This is a genomic window from Halomonas sp. 328, from assembly GCF_015645095.1.
In the GTDB taxonomy this organism is placed as follows: domain Bacteria; phylum Pseudomonadota; class Gammaproteobacteria; order Pseudomonadales; family Halomonadaceae; genus Bisbaumannia.
The window spans coordinates 1-22540 of the sequence record NZ_JADOTW010000020.1 but is presented as its reverse complement, the minus strand read 5'-3'; the positions used below and the strand labels follow the sequence as shown (position 1 = coordinate 22540).

The window sequence follows — 22540 nt, the reverse complement described above, 5'->3', positions numbered from 1 at the left end:
AGTGGAGGGACGAGCCGCGCATCTGGCCCTGCTCGGGTACAGACAGTGGGAGACATGGCCCCACCCCACCCACCAAGCGCCGATAAGGAATCCATCGGCTGAGCGCCCCTCAGACCGACGATCTTGGCAAGCCAGCGCTTGGGTGCACCCCGACAAGCCTTTTCAACCTAGCGTGGAGGGCGAGAGATCACATCTAGATGCCCTCAACACGGATGGTGATTCCGTCGAGATGGCTTTGGCCAGGCAGCTTGTTGCATGACCTTAGCCCTCCTTCCGCGCGGAAGGAGGGCTTTTTCAACTTATTCGTAAGCGATCCACGAACCCCATCTTCTTGAGCTGAGCGGCGTCGATCACACTGGCAACTCCTGTTGATCTGGAGGATGCCATGAACGAACTGACGTCAACGCAGGCTTATTGGCTGGGTCATCTGTTCCATGCCTCATCCCGGCAACTGGCGTTGAGCGAGTATGCCAAGGAGCAGGGCCTGAACTTGGCGGCGTTGCTGGCCTGGGAGCAGCGTCTCGCGGTCCAGGGCATGCCGGTGCCGCCGCGGTATCGACCACTGCGCTTCGTCACCGTGGAGGTGGCATCATGATCCGGCCCGACACCGGGTTACGGGTCTATCTGTGTCGCGAGCCGGTCGATATGCGCAAGCAGATCGATGGCCTGGCCCTGCTGGTCCAGGAGGCCATGGCGCTCAACCCCTTCGACAAGGCCGTGTTCGTGTTCGGCAACCGCCGGCGCGACAAGGTGAAGCTGCTGTTCTGGGAACGCAACGGCTTCGTGGTCTGGTACAAGCGCCTGGAGCGCGAGCGCTTCAAGTGGCCCGACCGACTGGAGGGCGATACCGTCACGCTGACGGGGCAGGAGCTGAACTGGTTGTTGGATGGCTACGACCTGCGTGCCATGCAACCCCATAAGACACTGGACTTTCAATCGGTTGGATAGGCTTCCCACTCCCCTTGCGTGGCGGGATTCGGTAACATCAGCGCATGACCTCCTCCGCTTCCCACACCGCCGACACGCTGGATCAGCTGCAACGTAAGCTGGCCGCTGCCGAGGCCGAGAATGACCGCCTGCTCGCCTTGATGGCCAGGAAGGAGGCCCAGTGGGAAGCGGCCAAGCAATCGCTGTTCGAGCAGTTCCGTCTGGCCATCGAGCGTCAGTTTGGTCCCTCCACCGAGAAGTACCGCGTCGAGCAGGGTGACCTGCTGATCAACGAGGCCGAAGTGGCCGTGGATGCAGAGGACACCGCCGCCGATGAGGAGTCCACCACGCAAGACGCCGCGGCCGAGCCCCGTCAGCCGGCCAAGCGCCGTACGCGTGGTGGCCGTGTTGCGCTGCCGCCCGATCTCCCGCGCATTGAGGTGGTGCATGAGCTTCCCGAGGAAGGGCGTCGGTGTGCCGAGGATGGCACCGCGCTCAAGGTCATCGGCGAGGAGGTCAGCGAGGAACTCCATGTGGTGCCGGCCCGGGTCGAGGTCATTCGCCATGTACGGCGCAAGTACGCCTGCCCAATCTGCGAAGAGGGCGTGCGCGTCGCCTCACCGCCGGCCAAGTTACTGCCCAAGAGCAACGCCAGCGCCACGCTGCTTGCCTACGTGGCCACCGCCAAATACCAGGATGCCTTGCCGCTCTACCGGCAGAGCCAGATCTTTGCCCGGCACGGCGTCGAGATCCCGCGCAACACCCTGGCGCGCTGGATGGTCCAGGCTGGCGAGCGATTGCAGCCGTTGGTCGCAGCCCTGCGTCGGCACCTGCTGCAGGCCCCGCTGATCCACATGGATGAGACCACCCTACAGGTCAACACCGAAGTCAACCGCTTGGCGAGCTCGACCTCCTACATGTGGTTGCAGCGGGGTGGCCCGCCGGGCCAACAAGTGGTGCTGTTCGACTATGACGCCAGCCGCGCCGGTCGGGTGCCCGTGCGCCTGCTGGGCGACTATACCGGTCGCCTGGTCACCGACGGCTACGAAGGCTATGCCGAAGTGGTGCGAAAGAACGGCATCCTCCATGCCGGCTGCTGGGCCCACGCGCGACGCAAGTTCGTCGAGGCCCAGAAGGTGCAGCCCAAGGGCAAGACCGGCAAGGCCGACTGGGCGCTCAACCAGATCCGCAAGCTCTACGCCGTGGAGAAACAGGCCAAGGCCCTGGATGCCGACGCGCGGCGGGAACTGCGCGATCAGAAAAGCCGTCCGCTGATCACCCAGTTGCGCACCTGGCTCGACAAATCCCAGCAGCAGGTACTGCCGAAGAGTGCGCTGGGCAAGGCGCTGCATTACCTGGATGGCCAGTGGGGGCGCCTGACCCGCTTTCTTGATGATGGGTTGATCCCGCTCGATAACAACCTGGCGGAGAACGCCATCCGCCCCTTCGTGGTCGGCCGCAAGAACTGGCTGTTCAGCCATACGCCGAGTGGTGCCCACGCCAGCGCAGCGATCTACAGTCTGATCGAGACGGCCAAGGCCAACGGCCACTCGCCATACGACTACTTGCAGTTCGTGTTCGAGACCCTCCCCACCCTCAGTGAAGCTGACGACCTCAGCCCGCTGCTGCCTTGGCGCTGGAAAGAGACGCTACCGCTGTAAGGTCGCCTTGGGCAGATGGAGTTCGTGGATCGCTTACATGGATAGGTACGGGCGGCGCGGAACAGGGCAGAGTGGAGGGCTTTGGATAGGCCCCCACCCTGCCCCGTGCGTATCCGAAATGGCGTCATGTACGGCTTAGAGCTCGACGCCCTTCTGGGCCCTGACGCCCTGGTCCTTGAAGGCGTGCTTGACCACCTTCATCTCGGTGACGGTATCGGCCAGCTCGATCAGTGCCTCGGGGGCGTAGCGGCCGGTGACGATGGCGTGCTGCATGGCCGGGCGAGCCTGGAGGTCGTCGAGCACCCGGTCGAGGTTCAGATACTCGTAGCGCAGGGCGATATTGAGCTCGTCGAGCAGCACCATATCGAAGCTCGGGTCGCTCAGCATGCGACTCGCCACCTCCCAGGCCGCCTCGGCGGTCTGGACGTCGCGCTCCCGGTCCTGGGTGTCCCAGGTGTAGCCCTCGCCCATCACGTGGTACTCCACGTTCGGCAGGTTACGGAAGAAGGCCTCCTCGCCGGTGCTGAAGGCGCCCTTGATAAACTGCACCACGCCTACCTTCATGCCGTGGCCCAAGGCCCGGGCCAGCATGCCGAAGCCGGAGCTGCTCTTGCCCTTGCCGGGGCCGGTCAGCACCAGCAGCACGCCCTGGTCCTTGTCGGCGGCCTCGATGCGCTCGTTCATGATGCGCTGCTTGATGGCCATGCGTTCGGCATGACGCTGAGGATCGACTTTCTTCATTTCACTCTCCACCGCTTATTTTGCGTAACAGATAGATGTCCATGATCCAGCCATGCCGCTCGCGCAGGGCGGCACGCCGCTCGAGAATCGTCGCGGCCACCTCCGCCAGGGGGCCGTCGATCAGGTGCTGCTTGTCCATGCCCAGGTAGGCGCCCCACCAGATATGCAGGCCCTCCGGCGGCAGCGCCTGGAAGGCGCCGCCGCTATCGAGCATCACCGCCACGCTCGCGGCGTCGCTCGGCCAGCCGCGCTCTCTTAGACGGCGGCCGGTGGTGATCTGCACCGGTTCGGCCAGCGCATTGAGGGGGATGCGGTGCGCGGCGGTCAGCACCTGCAGGCTGGTGATGCCCGGCACCACGTCCACCGTCACCTCGCCCCTCGTTCGGGACCCCAGTCTCCCGGCGATACGCAGGCTGCTGTCGTAGAGCGAGGGGTCCCCCCAGATCAGCAGGCCGACCCGCCCGCCCTGGGGCAGATGGGTCGCCATCAGTTCCCCCCAGATGGCGGCAATGGCCCCGTGCCAGTCGTCCACCGCGGCCAGGTAGTCGGCATGGGCATCGCGGCGCGGCAGGTCGAACTCCACGACCCGGGGGCGGGACGACGCCTCCAGCAGATTGCGACACAGCAGCCGGCGCAGGTCCACCAGGTCCGAGTTGGCCTCGCCCTTGCGGGGCAGCAGGATCAGGTCCGCCTCGTTGAGGGCCCGCACCGCGGCCAGGGTGACATGCTCGGGATTGCCCGTGCCGATGCCGATCAGCGAGAGATGGATCATACGCCGTCACCCTCACCCGCGGCGAAGGGCGAATCCGCCGACTGGGGCCGGAAGCGGCGGTCATAGCCGAGCGAATAGAGGCAGCTCTCCTGGAAGTCCTGGCTGCCCAGCACCGGGCCCACCAGGATCAGCGCGGTGCGCTGCATGGTGGCGTCGACCCGAGCCTCCACGGTCGACAACTGCCCCCGCACCACCCGCTCGTCGGGCCAACTGGCCCGCCAGACGATGGCCACCGGGCAGTCGGCACCATAGTAGGGCGTCAGCGCTTCCACCACCTGGGCCAGGTTATGGATGGAGAGATGAATGGCCAGGGTGGCGCCGCTCCTGGCGAAGTTGGCCAGGGTCTCGCCGTCCGGCATGGCGCTGGCTCGCCCCGGGGTGCGGGTCAGCACCACGGACTGGGCTACCCCCGGCAGGGTCAGTTCCTGGCCCAGGGTGGCGGCGGCGGCGGCGAAGGCCGGCACCCCCGGGGTAATGGCATAGGGAATCGCCAGTTCACGCAGCCGGCGCAGTTGCTCGCCCATGGCGGACCAGACCGACAGGTCCCCGGAGTGCAGCCGGGCGACATCGTGCCCCGCGGCATGGGCGGCGCGCATCTCGGCGATGATCTCGTCGAGGGAGAAGGGCGCGGTATTGATGATGCGGGCGCCATCCGGGCAGTGCTCAAGCAGTGCCTCGGGCACCAGCGATCCCGCATAGAGGCACACCGGGCAGGCAGCGATCAGGTCCCGGCCGCGCAGCGTCAGCAGGTCCGGTGCCCCGGGGCCGGCGCCGATAAAGTGGATGGTCATATTGGCTTTCCTCTTATTGCGTTCATCGGCACCAATCGCCGGCTAAAGCCGGCTCCTACACACACCAAGGCGCCTATCGGCGCCAATCGTCCGGAATCCGGACTCCCACAAGGGCAGGCTGGAGATCCCCCACAATGGCGGATCGGGGGTCTACCCTGTTGCCAGGGCCGCGGTGGCTTGGCGGTCCGTCGAGATCAGTCGGGGGCCGAGCAGGGTCGCCCCGGGTCCCGCCGCCAGCAGGGCCACCGCCTCGGCGACGCTGCCGGTGCCCCGGGCCGCCAGGCTATGCGGGGAACGGGTCAGGGTGGCCGCCCGGGGCAAGTCACCCTCCGCCACTCCCATTACCGGGATGCCGTGTCGTTCCCCCAGTGCCTGGACCAGCGGTAGCATCGACTGCACCGCGGCCAGCCGGTCGACCGGGCCATAGCGCCGGCACAGCCGGTCCAGGGCGTTATCCAGCGAGGCCAGGCCGGCGCCGCGGCGAAAGCCGAAGCCCGCCACCCTCATCGACTGACCCGCCACTGCACGATGGGGTAGCTGGCCTTCCAGCCCCGCCGGGTGCCGAGGGGCGCGGCACTGGCCAGCTCCAGGCGCAGCAGCTCGCCGCCGGCCCGCCGCTGCCACTCGGTCAGCAGGGCCTCGGATTCCAGGGTCACCGCATTGGCCACGATCCGCACGCCGGCCGGCAATCGCCGCCACAGCGCCTCCAGCAGGGCCTGGGACAGCCCGCCGCCGATAAAGACCGCCTCGGGTGGTGGGGCCTCGGCCAGGGCGCCTTCCTCCAGCATCGCCAGTGCATCGCCCTCCACCACCTCCAGCCAGTCGACGCCGAGGGCATGGGCATTGCGGCGCGCCCGGGCCGCCCGCCCGGCGTCGCGCTCGACGCCCAGGGCGCGGTTGTCCGGGTGGGCCAGCAACCATTCGATGGCGATAGAGCCCGAGCCGGTGCCGAGATCCCAGAGCCGCTCCCCCGCCCGGGGGGCCAGGGCAGCCAGGGTCAGGGCGCGCACGGCTTGCTTGGTGATCTGGCCATCGTGGTCGAACCATTCGTCCGGCAGGCCCGGCGTCAGCGGCAGGGCCGGCCCCTCGCCGGCCACTTCCAGGCCCACCGCCACCGGGTGGGCGATATCGTCCGGCAGGGTGGCATCGGCCCGCACGCTGCGGATGCGCTCCTCGCCGCCGCCCAGGGCCTCCAGCAGATGCAGCCGGGTGGCGCCGAAACCGAAGCGCACCAGCCAGCCGGCCAGCTCGCTCACGGCGTCGCCGTCCCGTACCAGCACCAGCAGGCGTCGGCCGAGGTGCAGATGGGGGCGGATCCGCGTCAGCGGCTTGGCATGCAGGCCCAGGCAGGTGCAGGCCTCCAGCGGCCAGCCCAGGCGGGACGCCGCCAGGCCGAAGATGGAGGGCACCGGCAGGGCCCGCCACTCGTCGGCGGGCAGATGACGCGCCAGGCTGGTGCCCGCCCCGAACCAGAAGGGGTCGCCGGAGACCAGCATCACCACCCGGCGGCCGCGCTCGGCCAGCAGCTGGGGGATGCCGTCGGCGAAGGGCACCGGCCATTCGCGCACCTCGGCCGCCAGCGGCGGCAAGCGGCGCAGATGGCGCCGCGCGCCGAACACCAGCTCGGCGTCCTCCAAGGCGCTGCGGCTTGCCGCGGTCAGCCCTTCTGTGCCACCTTCCCCCCAGCCAAGCAGCGTCAGCCAGGGAGCGTCGTCTAGGTCCGTCATATGAAAATCCTGATTCTAGGGGGCACCACGGAAGCCAGTGCCCTGGCCGGCGCCCTGGCCGAGCGCCAGGTTCCTGCCCTGTTCAGCTATGCCGGCCGGGTGGCCACCCCCAAGCCGCAGCCGCTGCCCACCCGGGTCGGCGGCTTCGGCGGGGTGGCGGGCCTGGCCGACTTCCTCGCGGAGCACGGCATCACCCACCTGGTCGACGCCACCCACCCCTTCGCCGAGCGGATGAGCCAGAACGCCGTGGCGGCGGCGCACCATGCTGGCGTCCGCCTGATTGCCCTGACCCGCCCGCCCTGGGTGCCCCAGGCCGGCGATCGCTGGACCCGCGTCGCCGATATCGAGGCGGCGGTGGCGGCGCTTGCCGGCCCGCCCGAGCGGATCCTGCTGGCCATCGGGCGCCAGCACCTGGCCGCCTTCGCGGCCCAACCCCGGCACCACTACCTGCTGCGCCTGGTCGATGCCCCCGAGGCGCCGCCGCCCCTGCCCCATCACCGGGTGATCCTGGACCGCGGCCCCTTTACCCTGGCGGGCGATCGGGCCCTGCTGCGGGAGCACGGCATCCAGCGCATCGTCTGCAAGAACGCCGGGGGAGGCGGTGCGGTGGCCAAGCTCAGCGCCGCCCGCGAGCTGGGCCTGCCGGTGGTGATGATCGAGCGGCCGGCGCTGCCTTCCCGTTATGAGGTGCACTCGGTCGAAGATGTGCTGGCCTGCCTCGCTCACGAGTCGGCCCCTGAACCAGACCCTGAGCCAGCCCCCAAGGCCGACCGCGGGGTATAGACCCAGGGCAGGCCCTGATGCGGGGTCAGGCGCGGGATCAGCCGCGTCTGGCTGGAGCCCACCAGCACCAGGGTGCGCATATCGGCCATCTCCGCCCTGGCCTCGCCGAGGGTGGTGACCCGTAGGGACTCCTCCGGCGTGGCCACGGCCCGGGCGAACATGATCAGACGCTCCGGCCCGCAGGCCTCGCGCAGCACCTCCAGGGCACGCTCGAAGCCCTCCGGGCGCGCCCTGGAGCGGGGGTTGTAGAAGGCCATGGCGAAGTCGGCCTCGGCGGCCAGGCGCAGGCGGCGCTCGATCAGCGCCCGGGGCTTGAGGTTGTCGGAGAGGTTGATGCAGCAGAAGTCGTGGCCCAGGGGCGCCCCCAGCCGGGCGCTGGCGGCCAGCATGGCGGAGATGCCCGGCAGCACCTGGATATCCAGGGCGCGCCACTCGGGCTCGCCCGCCTCCAGCGCCTCGAAGAGCGCCGCGGCCATGGCGAAGACCCCCGGGTCCCCCGAGGAGACCACCACCACCCGGTGACCCGCGGCGGCCAGGCGCAGGGCCGCCTCCGCCCGGCGGATCTCCTCGCGGTTGTCCGAGCCGTGGCGCACCAGCCCCGGCCGCGGCGCCACCCGTTCCACGTAGGGCACATAGCCCACCACATCGGTGGCCTCGGCCAGGGCGGCGGAGACCTCGGGGGTAATTAGCGCCTCACTGCCCGGCCCCAGGCCGACCACCCTGAGCCAGCCGCCGCTTGCCGTCTCGTTCATGGCCGCCTCCCGTTGCCGTGGATCACCAGGATGGAGAAGTAGGGCACGCTGTCGCCGACCTCGCGAAACGGCCGGATGCGCTCCTGGGGCATGGCGGCGTATTCGATCAGCCAGGCCTCGTCGTCGCGGCCGGCCCGGACCAGGGCCCGGCGCAGCTTGTCCAGGTTGCGGCCGATCTTCATCACCACCAGGGCGTCGGTGCGGGCGATACGCTCGACCAGGGCCTCCTCCGGCAGGGTGCCCATCAGCACGGTGAGGACGTCGTCGCCCCAGGTCACCGGCCGCCCGGTGGCGGTCCAGGCGGCGGACATGCCGGTGATGCCCGGCACCACCGCCACCGGCACCCGCCCCTCGAGGCGCGTATAGAGGTGCATAAAGGAGCCGTAGAAGAAGGGGTCGCCCTCGCAGAGCACCACCACGTCCTGGCCCGCTTCGGCGATCTCAGTGAGCTGCGCGACCTGCTTGTCGTAGAAGGCCGCCAGCAGCGCGTTGTAGCGGGGGTCGTCGAAGGGGATCTCGGTGGTGACCGGGTACTCCATGGGCAGCTCGATCACGTCCCGCGCCAGCAGGCCCTCGACGATGCTGCGGGCATGGCCGCGGCGGCCCTGCTTGCGGAAGTAGGCGACATGGGAGGCCCCGCGGATCAGCCGGTCGGCGCGCACGCTCATCAGGTCCTGGCTGCCGGGGCCCAGGCCGACGCCGTGGATGGTGCCCGGTGTCATGGTGGCGAGGCTCATTCGCGGCGATCCGCCATGGCGTTGAGGGCGGCCACCGTCACCGCGCTGCCGCCGAGGCGCCCCTCGACGACCACGCAGGGCGCCGCGGCGCTCTCCCACAGGGCCTGCTTGGATTCGGCGGCGCCCACGAAGCCCACCGGGCAGCCAATGATCGCCGCCGGCCGCGGGCACGCCGGGTCTTCCAGCATATTCAGCAGGTGGAACAGGGCCGTCGGCGCATTGCCGATGGCCACCACCGCGCCGTCCAGTTGGGGGCGCCACAGCTCCAGCGCCGCCGCCGAGCGGGTGTTGCCCAGTTCCCAGGCCAGGTCGGGCACCCGCGCGTCGTGCAGGGTGCAGAGGATGGCGTTGTCCGCCGGCAGGCGCGTGCGGGTGATGCCCTCGGCGACCATGCGCGCGTCACAGAGGATCGGCGCCCCCGCCTCCAGCGCCGCCCGGGCCCGGTTCACCGCATCGCCACGGAAATGAATGTAGGGGGCCAGCTCCACCAGGCCGGCGGCATGGATCATGCGCACGGCCACCGGCTCCTCCTCCGGCGCGAAGCGCGCCAATTCGGCCTCGCGCCGGATCGTGGCAAAGGACTCCCGGTAGATGGCCGGGCCGTCCGTTTCATAGACGTAAGGCATCGCGATTCTTCTCTAGGTATTCGATCACATCGGATTCACTGAGGCCGGTGGCGGCCGGCGTGCCATCGGCGCGACCGCCGATGATCAGGTCATAGCGCCCGTCCCGCCCGGTCAGGCAGAGGTCGGTCGGTTGCCGGCAGGCGCAGCCCTTGGCGCAACCGGAGAGATGCACGGAGCCCGCGATAAGCCGGCGTTCGGCCAGCGCCCGCGCCAGGCCCAGGGTCGCCACGCTGGCCTGCTCGCAGTGGGGGGCCCCGGGGCAGGCCTGCATGGCCAGGCGCGGATCGCCCTCGCTCTCCACTAGCCCCGGCGGCACCTGTTTCTGGAAAGTCTCCTCCGTGGGAACCCCCTCGATCAGCAGGCGCCGCCAGGGGGTGACCCGCACGGCGGTAAGCGCCTCGGAGCCGACCGCAGCCCGCAGCACTGAGGCCTCCGCCCGGCCGAAGGGCAGGCCAAGGACTCGCCCCCTCGGATGCCGCCCCAGCGCCATGGGCTTGCCGGCCCTGATTGGCAATGTAGAAGCCGGCGGCGTGGATGCCGGCGCCCAGGGCGGCAGCGGCGCCTCGTGCCGGCGCATCCGCCCGGCGTCGCGGCCGCCGCTGGCGACGAACCAGTGGGCCAGCCGAATCAGCAGCTCGACGGCGGCAGCGGGAGAGTCCACCGGGGTGCCCCGGGCGCGGCCCTCTGCACGAACGAGCAGGCCCCCCACCGCCGCCCGCTCGATACGCAGGTCCGCCGAAGCCTCGCCCAGCAGTGGCGCCGCCCCGGCGTCGATGGCCAGGCCCCACTTGGCCGGCAGCGCCGGCAGCTCACTAAGCCGGGCCTCCAGCAGGCGCGCCACCTCATGGGTGGCGTCGCCGGCCCGCCAGTCGGGGGCCAGCAGCAGTTGGGGACGGCGCTCGGCCGCGGGGTCCGCCTCGACCAGGCCGTGCTCGACGAGGGCCTCCATCAGCCCGGGCCAGGCGGCCTCGGAGACGCCGCGCAGCTGCAGGTTGGCGCGACTGGTCAGCTCGATCAGGCCACTGCCGTAGGTCTCCGCCGCTTCGCATAGCGCCAGCAGCTGGTCCCGGGTCAGCCGGCCGAACCGCGGCCGCACCCGCACCAGCAGCCCATCGCCGCTGGCCATGGGGTGCCAGGCCCCGGGGCACCAGCCTTTAATACGTGGCTGATTCGCCTTGGCCACCGTATCCCGCTGATCCACCATCAGGGCGCCAGCTCCCGGCTCTCGTCGATCTCCAGCAGCAGGTCCTGCAGCGCCTCGCCCTGCTCGCCGGGCTCCCGCCACAGGTCGCGCTGCGCGGCCTCCAGCAGCCGCTCCGCCATCTCCTCCAGGGCCGAGGGGTTATGCTCACGCAGGAACGCCTGGTTACGCGGGTCCAGCACCAGCGCCTCGGTGACCTGGGCGTACTGGTAGTCGGCCACCAGGTCGGTGGTGGCGTCGTAGGCGAACAGGTAGTCCACCGTCGCCGCCATCTCGGCGGCGCCCTTGTAGCCGTGCTCGCGCATCGCCTCGATCCACTTGGGATTGAGCACCCGGGAGCGGATCACCCGGGCCAGCTCCTGCTCAAGGGTGCGCATCCGCGGCCGCGCCGGGTCGGCGTGATCGGCGTGGTAGATGGCCGGGGCCTGGCCGGCCAGCGCCCGGCTGGCGTTGGCCATGCCGCCCTGGAAGGCGTAGTAGGCGTTGGAGTCGAGGATATCGTGCTCGCGGTTGTCCTGGTTGTGCATCACCGCCTCCAGCCCCTCGAGCTGGTGCTCGAAGGCGGCCCGGGCGGCGACGCCGGACTCCGGGAACTGGCCGTAGGCGAAGGCCCCGGCCCCCAGGTAGGCCTCGGCCAGGTCGTCGGCGTCCTCCCAGGCGCGGCTGTCGAGGAGCCGGTTCAGGCCGGCGCCGTACTCGCCGGGCTTGCTGCCGAAGACCCGGTAGCCGGCCTCCCGGGCCGCCGCCTCGGGTGAGAGCCCCTGGGCCTCGAGCTCGTCCCGGCGCGCCCGGACCGCCGTGCGAATGGTGTTGGAGTCCCCCGGCTCCTGGTACTCGGCCACCGCCCGCACCGCCCGGTCGAAGAGGCGGATCACATTGGCGAAGGCGTCGCGGAAGAAGCCGGAGACCCGCAGGGTGACGTCCACCCGGGGCCGCTGCAGCAGCATGGCGGGAATCACCTCGATATCGATCACCCGCCGGGAGCCCAGCGACCAGACCGGCCGCACCCCCATCAGGGCGAAGGCCTGGGCGATATCGTCGCCGCCGGTGCGCATGGTGGCGGTGCCCCAGATCGACAGGCCCAGGCGGCGCGGGTAGTCACCGTGATCCTGCAGGTAGCGCTCGACGAACGCCTGGGCCGAGGCCTCCCCCAGGGACCAGGCGGCGGGGGACGGAATCGCCCGGTTGTCGACGCCGAAGAAGTTGCGCCCGGTGGGCAGCACGTCCAGGCGCCCGCGGCTGGGGGCGCCGCTTGGCCCGGGGGGCACGAAGCGCCCCTCGAGGCCATCCAGCAGCGACTGCAGCTCCATCTCGGCGCCGCGTTGCATATCGGCCCAGAGCCGCTCCCGGGCATGGCGGCACTGCTCGGCGGTGGCCGGGTAGTCGCGGGCCAGGGTCGCCAGGCAGCCCTCCTCCAGGATGTGCGCCTCCACCAGCCGATGGGCCAGCAGCTCCAGGCGTTCGCGGGTATCGGCGGCGCTGCGCCAGGGGGAATCGTCGAGCGCGGCCAGCGCCGCTGGCCGCGGCCCGTGCCAGGGCTCGGCCCCGGCCGCCAGGGGGTCGAACTCCGGCGGCAGCCCCAGGTCGGCGGCCAGGTTGTGCAGCAGGCCGCGCTGGGCCGGCGACTCGCCTCTCGGGAGCCGCAGGATGGCGACCAGGGTCCCGGCCCGCTTGTCCCGGGGCGGCAGGCTGCCCAGCACGTGGAGGCCGTGGCGAATCTGCGCCTCCTTGATATCGCACAGGTAGGTATCCAGCTCGTTAAGCAGGCGCTCGTTATCCGTGTCGCCCTCGGTGCCATCCCCGCCCTGGGCCAGCTCCCGGTCGATCCCGGTGTCGCGCAGATGGGCCAGGATCCGCTCGCGCAGCAGGGCCTCGCGGCGCGGGTCCATGCCGAGGGCCTGGTAGTACTCGTCGGTCAGCGCCTCCAGCTCCGCCATGGCGCCATAGAGCTCGGCGCGGGCCAGCGGCGGCATCAGGTGGTCGATGATCACCGCCTGGCTGCGGCGCTTGGCCTGGGCGCCCTCCCCCGGGTCGTTGACGATAAAGGGATAGAAGTGCGGCAGCGGCCCCAGGGCGATCTCCGGCCAGCAGTCGGCGCTGAGCGCCGTGCTCTTGCCCGGCAGCCACTCCAGGTTGCCGTGCTTGCCGACATGGATCACCGCGTCCACCCGATAGTGCTCGCGCAGCCAGAGATAGAAGGCCAGGTAGCTATGGGGCGGCACCAGCTCGCTATCGTGATAGCTCTTGGTGAGGTCAGCGCCAGGCCCTTCACTGATGTCGCGCTCCGGCTGGATGCCGACGAAGGTCTCCCCCAGGCGGATCCCGGCGATCATCAGCCGGCCCTGGCGGCACTTGGGGTCCGCGCCGGGCGGCCCCCAGCGCGTCCACACCGCCGCCTGAAGGGCCTCCGGCAGGGTCCGGAACCAGGCCAGGTAGTCGCCGACGGCGATGCTCTGCCAGCAGGGGCGCCCGTCCAGGGCCTCGCGAGCATTGGTGACGCCGCCCTGCAGCCGTCGGATCAGGGCGTCGCCATCCTCCGGCACCTCGCTCACCGGATAGCCCGCCCCGGCCAGGGCCCGCAGGATGGCGACCGTCGAGGCCGGGGTGTCGAGGCCGACGCCGTTGCCGATGCGCCCGTCGCGGTTGGGGTAGTTGGCCAGCACCAGTGCCAGGCGCTTGTCCCGATTCGGCCCGTGTCGCAGGTCGCAGAAGCGCCGCGCCAGCCGGGCGACGAAGGCGGCGCGCTCCGGGTGCAGGGCGTGGCGAACCACCGACAGCTGGCAGCGCTCGCTGTAGTGGGCCTCGCTCTTGAAGCCCACCGCCCGGGTCAGGATGCGGCCATCCATCTCCGGCAGCACCACCTGCATGGCCAGGTCGCGGCTGCGCAGCCCGCCGGCCTCGGCCCGCCAGTCCTCTTCGGTGCTGCTGGCCAGGATCGCCTGCAGCACCACCGGCCGGCCGACGAAGAGTCCCGCGAGCTCCTGTTCGAGCTCCGCCTCGCCGAGGGCCTCGCTATCGTCCGTATGGCGATTGACGGAGAAGCCGGTGGTATTGACCACCAGGCCCGAGCCGGTCTCCTCGATCAGGTGATTGACGAAGGCCAGGCAGGCCGACTCCTTGAGGGAGGCCACCGCCACCGCCAGGGGCGCCAGGCCCTGGGCCTCGAGCGCCGCGATCAGGCCATCCAGCACATCGGTATTGGCGCCCTGCAGATGGCTGCGATAGAAGAGCAGCAGGCAGACCGGACGCGCGGGGTCGCGGCTTGCTTGCCACTCACTCAGGGTGGTGAGCGGCGCCCCCCGGCCAGAACCTTGATAAGAAGCGGTTTGGGGAAAATAGAGCAGCGCCGCGGGAAGGGGCTTGGGCTCCTGCCACGCCAGGGGCAGTCCCAGGCATTCCGCACCGACACGGCGCAGCAGCTGCTCGGCGTTGTCCACGCCCCCCTCCCGCAGGTAGCGCCACACCCGGTGGGCCAAGGCGATGGGGACGCTCGAGGCCGCCAGCAGATCGTCGTCCGGGGCGTCGCAGCCCGGCACCAGGATCAGTTGACGCCGCTTGTCGGCGGCCGCCCAGGCCTGCAGGCGCTCGAAGCCGTAGCGCCAGTAGCCGCTGCCGCCCAGCAGCGAGACGATCACCAGCCGCGCCTCGTCCAGCACCCGATCCTCGTAGAGGTCATAGGCGGCGGGCTTGACCAGGTTCATCCAGTTGGCCAGGCGCAGCGAGGGAAAGCCCTCGCCGCCCGCCCCGTCCAGGCGCTCCACCGCCTGGGCCAGGGCCGACAGGCTGCTGTCGGCGGCGGACAGGATGACGACCTCGGCGGGACTCTGCTGCAGGTCGACGATGCCCTCGTCGTCGACGAAGCCCCCGGGCTTGGCGGCGAAGAGGTGCATCAGGGCGCCGTCGCGATCTCGGCGCCCGCCAGGGCGGCGTGCAGGGCCTCGCTATCCAGCCCCTTGCCGATGATCACGAGCTGGGTAGCGCGCGGTTCGTCCGGCGCCCAGAGGCGGTCGAAGTAGCCGTCGAGGCGCTCGCCCACGGCCTGGATCACCCGGCGCATGGGCTTGCCCGGCAGGGCCGCGAAGCCCTTAGCGCGGTATATCTCGTGGCCCTGCAGCAGCGCCTGGAGGCGCGCCGCCAGGGCCTCGCCGTCCACCTCGCCCAGGCGGATCACGCAGGAGTCGAAGTGATCGTGGGCGTGGTCGTGGTGGGCCCCCTCGGCGTGGTGGCGATCGTGGTGGTTGTCGATGCGGTCGATATGCTCCTCGCTGGCCGCGCCGATGCCCATCAGGGCCTCCAACTGGGCCCGGTCCGCGGCCCGAGACTGGTCACCATAGGCACGCTGGTCGATAAACAGGGTCTTGACCGAGGCCGGCACCCGCTGGGCCACCAGCGCTTCCACTCGAGCCCGCTCATCCGGGGCGAGCAGATCGGTCTTGGTGACCAGCACCAGGTCGGCGGCGCTGAGCTGGTCGTCGAGCAGCTCGCGCAGGCTGGGGTCGTGATCCAGGCTCTCGTCGGCCCGGCGCTGGGCCTCCACCTTGTCGACGTCGCTGGCGTAGCGGCCGGCGGCCACCGCTGGGCCGTCGATCACGGTGATGATGGCGTCCACGGTGCAGTGCTGGCGCACTTCCGGCCAGTTGAAGGCCTGGACCAGCGGCTTGGGCAGGGCCAGGCCGCTGGTCTCGATAAGGATATGGTCGATATCGTCGCGGCGGGCCACCAGCTGCTTCATCACCGGCAGGAACTCCTCCTCCACGGTGCAGCAGATGCAGCCGTTGGCCAGCTCATAGATGCCGCGCTCGAGCTCCACGGGGGCGTCTTCCCCCTCTTCATCACAGCCGAGGGCGCAGCCGCGCAGCAGGCTGGAGTCGATGTCCTGCTCGCCGAACTCGTTGACGATAACGGCGATGCGCTTGCCGGTGACCTGGCGCAGCATGCCGGCCAGCAGCGTCGTCTTGCCGCTGCCCAGGAAGCCGGTCACCACCGTGGCGGGGATCTTGTTCAGGTTCATCCTTGGGACTCCTCAGTCTCTATGGTCGCGCATGCCGGCTGCCCGCTCGACGCAAAAAGCCGGGCCAGGGCGGCGGGGTTATCGGGGAAGTAGAGGTGCAGGTAGGTGGCCGTCAGGCCGCGCTCACGATAGATGGCCTCCCCCGGCGCGGGGTGGCGCTGGCGCCGGCCGAAGGCGATGGGCTCAGGCGTGCCTTCCGCCACCGAGCGGTGATGGGCGTGCCCACGCACCGGCCCCTCCGGCAGCTCGGCGGTCTGCATCCCCTGGCAGCCGCGCCGCCCGCGCATGGCGCCCCGGCCGGGCAGCAGCCCCAGCATGGCGTGGGTCTCGCCGTCCACATCGGTCAGGCTCTCCAGGCAGTAGAGCAGGCCGCCACACTCGGCGAGGATCGGCTTGTCCGCGGCGAAGAAGCCCTGGATCGCCTCGCGCATCGGCACGTTCGCCGCAAGCCGAGCGGCGTGCAGCTCCGGGTAGCCCCCCGGCAGCCAGAGGGCATCGCAGGGCGGCAAGCGGCTGTCGGTGAGCGGCGAGAAGAAGCGCAGGCTCGCGCCCATGCGCTCCAGCAGCTCCAGGTTGGCCTGGTAGATAAAGCTGAAGGCCGCGTCCCGGGCCACGCCAATAGTCCGGCCCCGCAGCGACGGCAGGGGCGCCGTGGCGGCCTGGGGCGGCGCCGCGAAGGTGACCGGCGGCAGCGCCAGCAGCGCCTCCGCCAGCCCCTCGGCCTCGAGTGCGGCGGCGCCGGCCTCAAAGCGGGCCTCCAGGTCGTCGCGGATCTCCTCGGCCTGGACCAGCCCCAGGTGGCGCTCCGGCAGGGCCAGAGCGGCATCCCGGGGCACCGCGGCCAGCAGCGGAATCTCGGCCGGCAGCGCAGCCTCGATCAGCTCCCGGTGGCGCCGGGAGCCGCAGGCGTTGGCGATCAGCCCGGCGATGCGCACGTCATCGCGGAACCCCGCCAGGCCGGCCACCAGCGCCGCCGCGGTCTGGGCCATGCCCTTGACGTCCATGACGATGGCCAGCGGCAGGTCGAACAGCGCCGCCAGGTCGGCGCTGGAGGGCTCGCCATCGAACAGCCCCATGGCGCCCTCCACCAGGATCAGGTCCGCCTCCCGGGCGGCCTCGTACAGGCGCCGGCGGCAATCGGCCTCGCCGGCCATCCACAGGTCGAGGGGGTCCACCGGCCGCCCGGAGGCCTGGGCCAGCACCCGCGGGTCCAGGTAGTCGGGGCCGGTCTTGAAGACCCGCACCACCTTGCCCCGGTTGCGCAGCAGCCGGGCCAGGGCCGCGGTCACCGTGGTCTTGCCCTGCCCCGAGGCCGGGGCGGCGATAAAGAGGGCGGGACAGGCGGCGCTCGCCGCCTCGGTCGGCTTAGTCATGGGACTCTCTACTGGAGAAGGGGTGATAGCGGGCGCCCAATTGCGCGGCGATTAGCGCGCCGCGGCCGCGCTTGACGGCGGCCGCTTCGGTATCCACGACCACGCACTCCCCCAGCGACGGCAGGCCGTCGAGGGGCTGGCGGGTGCGGCCGTCGGTGATCAGGTAGGTGCGCACCCGCAGGCCGGCGTCCTGCCGGCGCCACCGGCGAATCAGCCGCGCCGCGTGCTGGATCGCCTCGCGCAGCGGCGTGCCGCCACCACCACCGGCGGCCTCGAGCCGCCCGGGCAGCGCCTTGGGGGCGCGACGCCGCGGCACCAGCGGCGTGACGCCGTCGTTGCCGAAGCCCAGCACCGCCAGTTGCTCCCGGGCCGCGTAGGCCTCGCGCCCCAGCCGCTCCACCAGCCCCTTGGCGCGACCCAGCCGCTGCCCGCCCAGGGTGGAGGCGGAGGTATCCAACAGCACCAGGTGCACCAGCGGCTGTCTAGCGCGGCCCCGGCGATAGCGCAGTTCCCGCCAGGGCCAGCGGCCGCGGTTGGCTACCAGGGTGGCGAACCAGTCCGGCCGGCGCGGCCTGGCCTCGCCACCGGAACGCTGCCGCCCCGGCCCGCCCTGCGGCCAGGTCCCCCGCGGTGCTGTCGCCGCGGGCGAGGCGGCGGCGGTACGTGCCGGCGCCTCGGTCGTCGGCAGCGCCTGGGCCGGCACGTCGATGCTCGGCTGGGCCTGCGGTGGCATGGCGCCCCACTGCCCCTCTCCAGTCGGGCCGGCCTGGCCGTCGCCGGACGCGGCACCGCCGCCCGCCCCGCCATCGGAGCCGCCCTGCCCGCCTAGGCCACCGGACGGCGGCGTGTGATCGGGCCGGGGCTCCCGGGTGCGGCGATGGGCCAGTACCCAGGGCGCGACGGTCTCCAGGTCCTCCTGGGTCACCTTGGTCGCGCCGCGCCAGGCGGCATGGGCCCGGGCCGCGCGATGCCAGGTCACGTCCGCCCGCAGGCCCTCGACGCCGGCGGCCTCGCAGCCCCGGGCGATATGCTCGTAGACCCAGGGGTCGGTGGTCACGTCGGGCAGCACCCGCTGCGCCTGGCTCAGGCGGTGGGTCAGCGCGGCCTGGGCCTCGGCATGGCTCGCCACGAAACCCTCGGGGTCACGGTCGAAGGCCTCCCGCTGGTGCAGGATGGCGATGCGCTCCTCGACGCCCACCGCCGCCTCGAGCTCGAGGCAGAGGCCGAAGCGGTCGAGCAACTGGGGGCGCAGCTCCCCCTCGTCGGGATTCATGGTGCCGATCAGGGCGAAGCGGGCGGGATGGCGATGGCTGATGCCGTCGCGCTCGACGCTGTTGACGCCGCTGGCCGCCGCGTCGAGCAGCAGGTCCACCAGGGAGTCCGGCAGCAGGTTGACCTCGTCGACGTAGAGCACGCCGCCGTCCGCCCTGGCCAGCAGCCCCGGCTGGAAGGCCGCCTCGCGCTCGGACAGCACCCGCTGCAGGTCCAGGCTGCCGGTCAGACGCTCCTCGCTGGCGCCCAGCGGCAGGGTGACGAAGGGCGGCCGGCGCCCCTCGGCGGTGTCGGGGAGGATCGCCGCCAGCGCCCGGGCCAGGGTGGACTTGGCGCTGCCGCGGGGTCCGCTGATCAGCACGCCCCCCACCCGGGGGTCGATGGCGTTGAGCAGCAGGGCGGTCTTGAGGGCCGGCTGGCCGACCACGGCGACGAAGGGGAACTCGGCCACGGGGCTCATGGCGCCACCGCCCGACACGGCGTCGGGGCCTGGCACACGACCAGCCGCGGCCCCCGACGGATGCCCCGTCGGGAAGCTAGGAAAGGAATCACAGGCAGACTATCCCCGGTGCCCACCGCACCGTCACTGGATGAACGAAATAATGGGCCGGTCTCCGGGCTCGAGGAGGGCATGGCGCAGATCGTCTCGGCGCCGTGCCGTCGCCTGCACCTTCCCGGCGGATGCCAGTGGTCGTCGCAGGCGTTTCACTCATTACCGTTGCGGGGGCAGCGATGGGATCGGCGCGAGGCCTCACCATACTTCCCGATTATCCCCTGCAGGCAGGGGCACCCATTTTCAGTCGGGCCATCCTAAAGCAAGAACCGCACCGGCGGCAACCGGGCTTGTTTTTTTGTGCCGACTTCCTCCATGATCTTCGCCGCTTGCGCCGACTCCCCGGGGAGAGCGACGAGCCCCATCATGCAAGACGCGGCTTATTTATCGATTTACCGCCAAAAACTTAGGTTCTTCGCACTCTGACGTGAATGCCATTGTGGGAGCGCGGATTCCGCGCGATATCGCCCGAAGGGCGATCCTGGGAAGCACCAAGGCGCCTGACGGCGCCAATCGTTCGGCATAGCCGAACTCCCACAATAGCCTGTCGAAAATCAGCTATTCCGTGGCTTCACTCTGATCTTCGATGAACCAAAACTTAGCGTTAATTCAGTATCCATTATCCAAATATTACCGGAAGAAAGTTTATGAAATTCGCTCGCCATCTACTGGCCATGTTATCGATAATTCCCGCCTCCCATGCCCTGTCAGATGGCACGAATTATCCGCTGACATTGACCAACTGCGGCATGGAAATCAGCGTCCCATCCGCACCGGAAAGCACGGTCACCGTCGGCCAGTCGGCCACCGAGATCCTCTATGCCCTGGGACTGGCCGAGCGGGTGTCCGGCACCTCGGTCTGGTTCACTCCGGTGCTGCCGGAGTTCCGCGAGGTCAATGCCGGCATCGAGCGATTGGCCGACAACGACCCGAGTTTCGAGGCCGTGGTCAACCGCCGCCCCGAGCTCGTCGCCGCCCAGTATGAGTGGCATATCGGCCCCACCGGCAGCGTCGCGACCCGCGAGCAGTTTCACGAGCTGGGCATCGCCACCTATGTGATGCCGGCGGATTGCGATACCAAGGACAACAGCACCGGCGGCGACGGCACTCGCGTCGCCGCCTTCTCCCCCGAGGCGGTCTACAAGGGCATCCGCGAGCTGGCCACCATCTTCGACGTCCAGGAGGCCGGGCAGGCGCTGGTGGCCGACCTGGAAGCGCGCGAGGCGACTGCCATCGCCGCTGCCGAGGCCCTGGAACTGCCGGAGGAGTTGTCGGCGGTATTCTGGTTCTCTTCCCCCGACCGATCCGCCGATCCCTATGTCGCCGGCCGGCTCGGTGCACCGGGCTATATGATGGACGCGCTGGGCATCCGCAACGTGGTGGCATCCGATGAGGAGTGGCCCACCGTCGGCTGGGAATCCATCGCCCGGGCCGACCCGGATATCATCGTGGTGGCCCGCATGGATCGTCGTCGCTACCCGGCCGACGATATCGCCGAAAAGCTCGACTTTCTGCATAGCGACCCGGTGACCCGGGAGATGTCGGCGGTACGCAACGGCCGCATCATCGAGATGGATGCCCATGCAATGAGCGCCACCATGCGCACCCTCGTCGGCCTCGAAACCCTGGTCGACGCCTTGCCGACCCTCGCCTTCGACCGATGAATTCGTCGATAGTCCTGCCTCCATCGGTGCGCTTGCCATGGCGCTGGGCCTGGCTGGCGCCACCGATCCTGTTTATCGCCATCATGGCGGGTACCGCCATCGGCGAGACCTCGATCCCGGTGGAGACCATCCTCAAGGTGCTGGCCAACCAGCTCTGGGGGGCCGGCTATGCCGTCGATCGCATCGATGCCGGCATCATCTGGAACTATCGGCTCAGCCGCACCCTGCTCGCCGCCGGTTGCGGCGCCGGGCTGGCCCTGGCCGGCGTGGTCCTGCAGGCGCTGCTGCGCAATCCCCTGGCCGATCCCTTCCTGATGGGGATCTCCGCCGGCGCCTCCACCGGCGCCGTGGCGGTGACCATCGCCGGGCTCGGCGCCGGCACCCTGACGCTCTCCCTCGGCGCCTTCGCCGGGGCGGGGCTGGCCTTCGGCCTGGTGGTGCTGCTCGCCCATGCCGCCGGCAGCGGCACCGGGGGCGGACGCGGTGCCCAGGCCGCGGGGGCCATCATCCTCGCCGGTATCGCCGGCTCGCAGCTCTTCAATGCCCTCACCGCCTTTATCATCGCCAGGTCGGCGAGTGCCGAGCAGGCGCGGGGGATCATGTTCTGGCTGATGGGCAACCTCTCCGGCGTGCGCTGGGACGATGTCTTCCTGGGACTGCCCGCCGCCCTCGGCGGCCTGCTGGTCTGCCTGTGGTACCGGCAGGCGCTGGACGCCTTTACCTTCGGGGCCGACGGCGCCGCCGCGCTGGGTATCGCCGTGAACCGGGTGCGCGGCGTGCTGATCGGCGCCATGGCCCTGGTCACCGCGGTGATGGTCTCCATGGTCGGCGCCATCGGCTTCGTCGGCCTGGTGATTCCCCATGCCATGCGTTTCCTGGTCGGCAGCCGCCACACCCGGCTGGTCCCGGCCTCGGCGCTGGCCGGCGCGGTCTTCCTGATCGGCGCGGATATCCTCTCGCGCATCCTGGTGCCGGGGCAGGTGCTGCCGATCGGCGTGGTCACGGCGCTGATCGGCGCCCCGGCCTTCGCCATGATCCTGGTGCGCGGGACGAGAAGACAATGAGACTGAGCGCGGAAGGCATAGACTGGACGATCCAGGGGCACCGCTTGCTGAGCGAGGTCAGCCTCACGGTGGCCCCCGGGGAGACCTTCGGCCTGATCGGCCCGAATGGCTCGGGCAAGAGCACCCTGCTACGGGTCTTGGCCGGGCTGCGCCGGCCGAAGCGCGGACGCGTGCTGGTGGATGACCGGCCGATGCAGCGGATGCGCCAGCGGGATATCGCCCGCGCCCTCGCCTTCGTCGAGCAGCAGGCGGAGACCCTCGACCGGGTGGTGGTTCACCAGGTGGTCGCCCTGGGTCGGACCCCCTTCCTCTCGCCGCTGCGGCCCTGGTCCGACGAGGATGATGCCATCGTCGGCCAGGCCCTCGACGACGTCGATATGGGACATCTGGCGGGGCGTCTCTGGCACACCCTCTCCGGCGGCGAACGCCAGCGGGTGCATATCGCCCGCGCCCTGGCCCAGCGGCCGAGGATCCTGCTGCTCGACGAGCCCACCAACCACCTGGATATCCGCCACCAGCTGTCGATCCTGCAACTGGTCGGGCGGCTACCGGTCACGGTGGTGATCGCCCTGCACGACCTCAATCAGGCCATGGCCTGTGATCGCATCGGGGTGATGGAAGCCGGCCGCCTGGTGGACATCGGCCCGCCCGAGCGGGTCCTCACCGTCGAGCGGCTGCGCCGCACCTTCGGCGTGCAGGCGGACTTCCTCGATGACCCCAGGGATCACGGCCGGATCCTGCGCTTTCGCAGTGCCCTGTGAGCCGACCGGGCCAGGCACTTACTTCGGGTTCTTCGCCGTTTAGCGTGAACCCGCCTTATTCACGAAGGTACCGAATCGCGCGTTATGACCCCATGGCTTGTCGGCTGCGCTTGCCACCAGCAGC

General features: G+C 70.4%; 20 protein-coding genes and 1 riboswitch. Of the genes, 7 read left to right on the top strand and 13 right to left on the bottom strand.

Annotated elements, in window-relative coordinates:
• The first annotated feature begins 385 nt into the window (after nucleotides 1–385).
• From IHD13_RS11440 to tnpC, 3 genes are read left to right on the top strand one after another with little or no spacing between them, the layout of a single operon-like run.
• On the top strand, nucleotides 386–595 hold the full coding sequence (locus tag IHD13_RS11440; protein ID WP_195861180.1) for a hypothetical protein: 210 nt from the start codon (nucleotides 386–388) through the stop codon (nucleotides 593–595).
• Entirely contained in the window at nucleotides 592–948 is a 357-nt protein-coding gene (gene tnpB, locus IHD13_RS11435; RefSeq protein WP_195861179.1) for an IS66 family insertion sequence element accessory protein TnpB, read from the top strand. The genes IHD13_RS11440 and tnpB overlap by 4 nt, the downstream gene beginning before the upstream one ends.
• A gap of 44 nt (nucleotides 949–992) precedes the next feature.
• Nucleotides 993–2588 (top strand): IS66 family transposase, encoded by a 1596-nt coding sequence (gene tnpC, locus IHD13_RS11430; protein WP_195861178.1) that lies wholly within the window; start codon nucleotides 993–995, stop codon nucleotides 2586–2588.
• A 135-nt stretch (nucleotides 2589–2723) separates the two neighbouring features.
• Here tnpC and cobO read toward each other — a convergent pair whose 3' ends face one another.
• The 5 genes from cobO to cbiE all read right to left on the bottom strand — a co-directional run bounded on the left by cobO (nucleotide 2724) and on the right by cbiE (nucleotide 6619).
• Nucleotides 2724–3329 carry a cob(I)yrinic acid a,c-diamide adenosyltransferase gene (cobO, locus tag IHD13_RS11425; protein WP_195861177.1) on the bottom strand — a complete coding sequence of 202 codons (606 nt, stop codon included), beginning with the start codon at nucleotides 3327–3329 and terminating at the stop codon, nucleotides 2724–2726.
• 1 nt (nucleotide 3330) lies between these two features.
• A complete protein-coding gene (cobF, locus tag IHD13_RS11420) occupies nucleotides 3331–4101 on the bottom strand; it encodes a precorrin-6A synthase (deacetylating) (RefSeq protein ID WP_195861176.1) in 771 nt (256 codons plus the stop codon).
• Nucleotides 4098–4892: a precorrin-4 C(11)-methyltransferase gene (gene cobM, locus IHD13_RS11415; protein WP_195861175.1), complete on the bottom strand. Its 795-nt coding sequence runs from the start codon at nucleotides 4890–4892 to the stop codon at nucleotides 4098–4100. Before cobM ends, cobF begins: the two co-directional genes overlap by 4 nt.
• Before the next feature lie 150 nt (nucleotides 4893–5042).
• Complete coding sequence (locus IHD13_RS11410; RefSeq protein ID WP_195861174.1) at nucleotides 5043–5399, bottom strand: cobalamin biosynthesis protein; 357 nt, start codon at nucleotides 5397–5399, stop codon at nucleotides 5043–5045.
• The gene (gene cbiE, locus IHD13_RS11405; protein ID WP_195861173.1) at nucleotides 5396–6619 is read right to left on the bottom strand and encodes a precorrin-6y C5,15-methyltransferase (decarboxylating) subunit CbiE; all 1224 of its coding nucleotides are present in this window, start codon (nucleotides 6617–6619) and stop codon (nucleotides 5396–5398) included. Before cbiE ends, IHD13_RS11410 begins: the two co-directional genes overlap by 4 nt.
• On the opposite strand from cbiE, the gene IHD13_RS11400 reads away from it, so the two are divergent.
• Nucleotides 6620–7402 carry a cobalt-precorrin-6A reductase gene (locus IHD13_RS11400; protein WP_195861172.1) on the top strand — a complete coding sequence of 261 codons (783 nt, stop codon included), beginning with the start codon at nucleotides 6620–6622 and terminating at the stop codon, nucleotides 7400–7402.
• Here the strand turns inward: IHD13_RS11400 and cobJ are convergent.
• From cobJ to IHD13_RS11360, 8 genes are read right to left on the bottom strand one after another with little or no spacing between them, the layout of a single operon-like run.
• A complete protein-coding gene (gene cobJ, locus IHD13_RS11395) occupies nucleotides 7342–8154 on the bottom strand; it encodes a precorrin-3B C(17)-methyltransferase (RefSeq protein WP_195861171.1) in 813 nt (270 codons plus the stop codon). The two genes, IHD13_RS11400 and cobJ, sit on opposite strands and share 61 nt — an antisense overlap.
• A complete protein-coding gene (locus IHD13_RS11390; protein WP_195861235.1) occupies nucleotides 8151–8876 on the bottom strand; it encodes a precorrin-2 C(20)-methyltransferase in 726 nt (241 codons plus the stop codon). The genes cobJ and IHD13_RS11390 overlap by 4 nt, the downstream gene beginning before the upstream one ends.
• Before the next feature lie 11 nt (nucleotides 8877–8887).
• Entirely contained in the window at nucleotides 8888–9517 is a 630-nt protein-coding gene (locus tag IHD13_RS11385) for a precorrin-8X methylmutase (protein WP_195861170.1), read from the bottom strand.
• A complete protein-coding gene (locus IHD13_RS11380) occupies nucleotides 9501–10721 on the bottom strand; it encodes a cobalamin biosynthesis protein CobG (protein WP_195861169.1) in 1221 nt (406 codons plus the stop codon). The genes IHD13_RS11385 and IHD13_RS11380 overlap by 17 nt, the downstream gene beginning before the upstream one ends.
• Nucleotides 10721–14608: a cobaltochelatase subunit CobN gene (gene cobN / locus IHD13_RS11375; protein ID WP_195861168.1), complete on the bottom strand. Its 3888-nt coding sequence runs from the start codon at nucleotides 14606–14608 to the stop codon at nucleotides 10721–10723. Before cobN ends, IHD13_RS11380 begins: the two co-directional genes overlap by 1 nt.
• Nucleotides 14608–15729, bottom strand: a complete 1122-nt coding sequence (gene cobW, locus IHD13_RS11370; protein WP_195861167.1) for a cobalamin biosynthesis protein CobW — start codon at nucleotides 15727–15729, stop codon at nucleotides 14608–14610. Before cobW ends, cobN begins: the two co-directional genes overlap by 1 nt.
• The gene (locus IHD13_RS11365) at nucleotides 15726–17102 is read right to left on the bottom strand and encodes a cobyrinate a,c-diamide synthase (RefSeq protein WP_195861166.1); all 1377 of its coding nucleotides are present in this window, start codon (nucleotides 17100–17102) and stop codon (nucleotides 15726–15728) included. Before IHD13_RS11365 ends, cobW begins: the two co-directional genes overlap by 4 nt.
• Nucleotides 17095–18834: an AAA family ATPase gene (locus tag IHD13_RS11360; protein ID WP_195861165.1), complete on the bottom strand. Its 1740-nt coding sequence runs from the start codon at nucleotides 18832–18834 to the stop codon at nucleotides 17095–17097. The genes IHD13_RS11365 and IHD13_RS11360 overlap by 8 nt, the downstream gene beginning before the upstream one ends.
• A gap of 128 nt (nucleotides 18835–18962) precedes the next feature.
• Nucleotides 18963–19183, bottom strand: a riboswitch (cobalamin riboswitch).
• A gap of 418 nt (nucleotides 19184–19601) precedes the next feature.
• Here IHD13_RS11360 and IHD13_RS11355 point away from each other — a divergent pair.
• The 3 genes from IHD13_RS11355 to IHD13_RS11345 are packed head-to-tail and all read left to right on the top strand — an operon-like array spanning nucleotide 19602 to nucleotide 22416.
• Nucleotides 19602–20591 carry an ABC transporter substrate-binding protein gene (locus IHD13_RS11355; protein ID WP_230086265.1) on the top strand — a complete coding sequence of 330 codons (990 nt, stop codon included), beginning with the start codon at nucleotides 19602–19604 and terminating at the stop codon, nucleotides 20589–20591.
• Complete coding sequence (locus IHD13_RS11350; RefSeq protein WP_195861163.1) at nucleotides 20588–21655, top strand: FecCD family ABC transporter permease; 1068 nt, start codon at nucleotides 20588–20590, stop codon at nucleotides 21653–21655. The genes IHD13_RS11355 and IHD13_RS11350 overlap by 4 nt, the downstream gene beginning before the upstream one ends.
• Nucleotides 21652–22416 (top strand): ABC transporter ATP-binding protein, encoded by a 765-nt coding sequence (locus IHD13_RS11345; protein WP_195861162.1) that lies wholly within the window; start codon nucleotides 21652–21654, stop codon nucleotides 22414–22416. Before IHD13_RS11350 ends, IHD13_RS11345 begins: the two co-directional genes overlap by 4 nt.
• Nucleotides 22417–22540 lie beyond the last annotated feature (124 nt).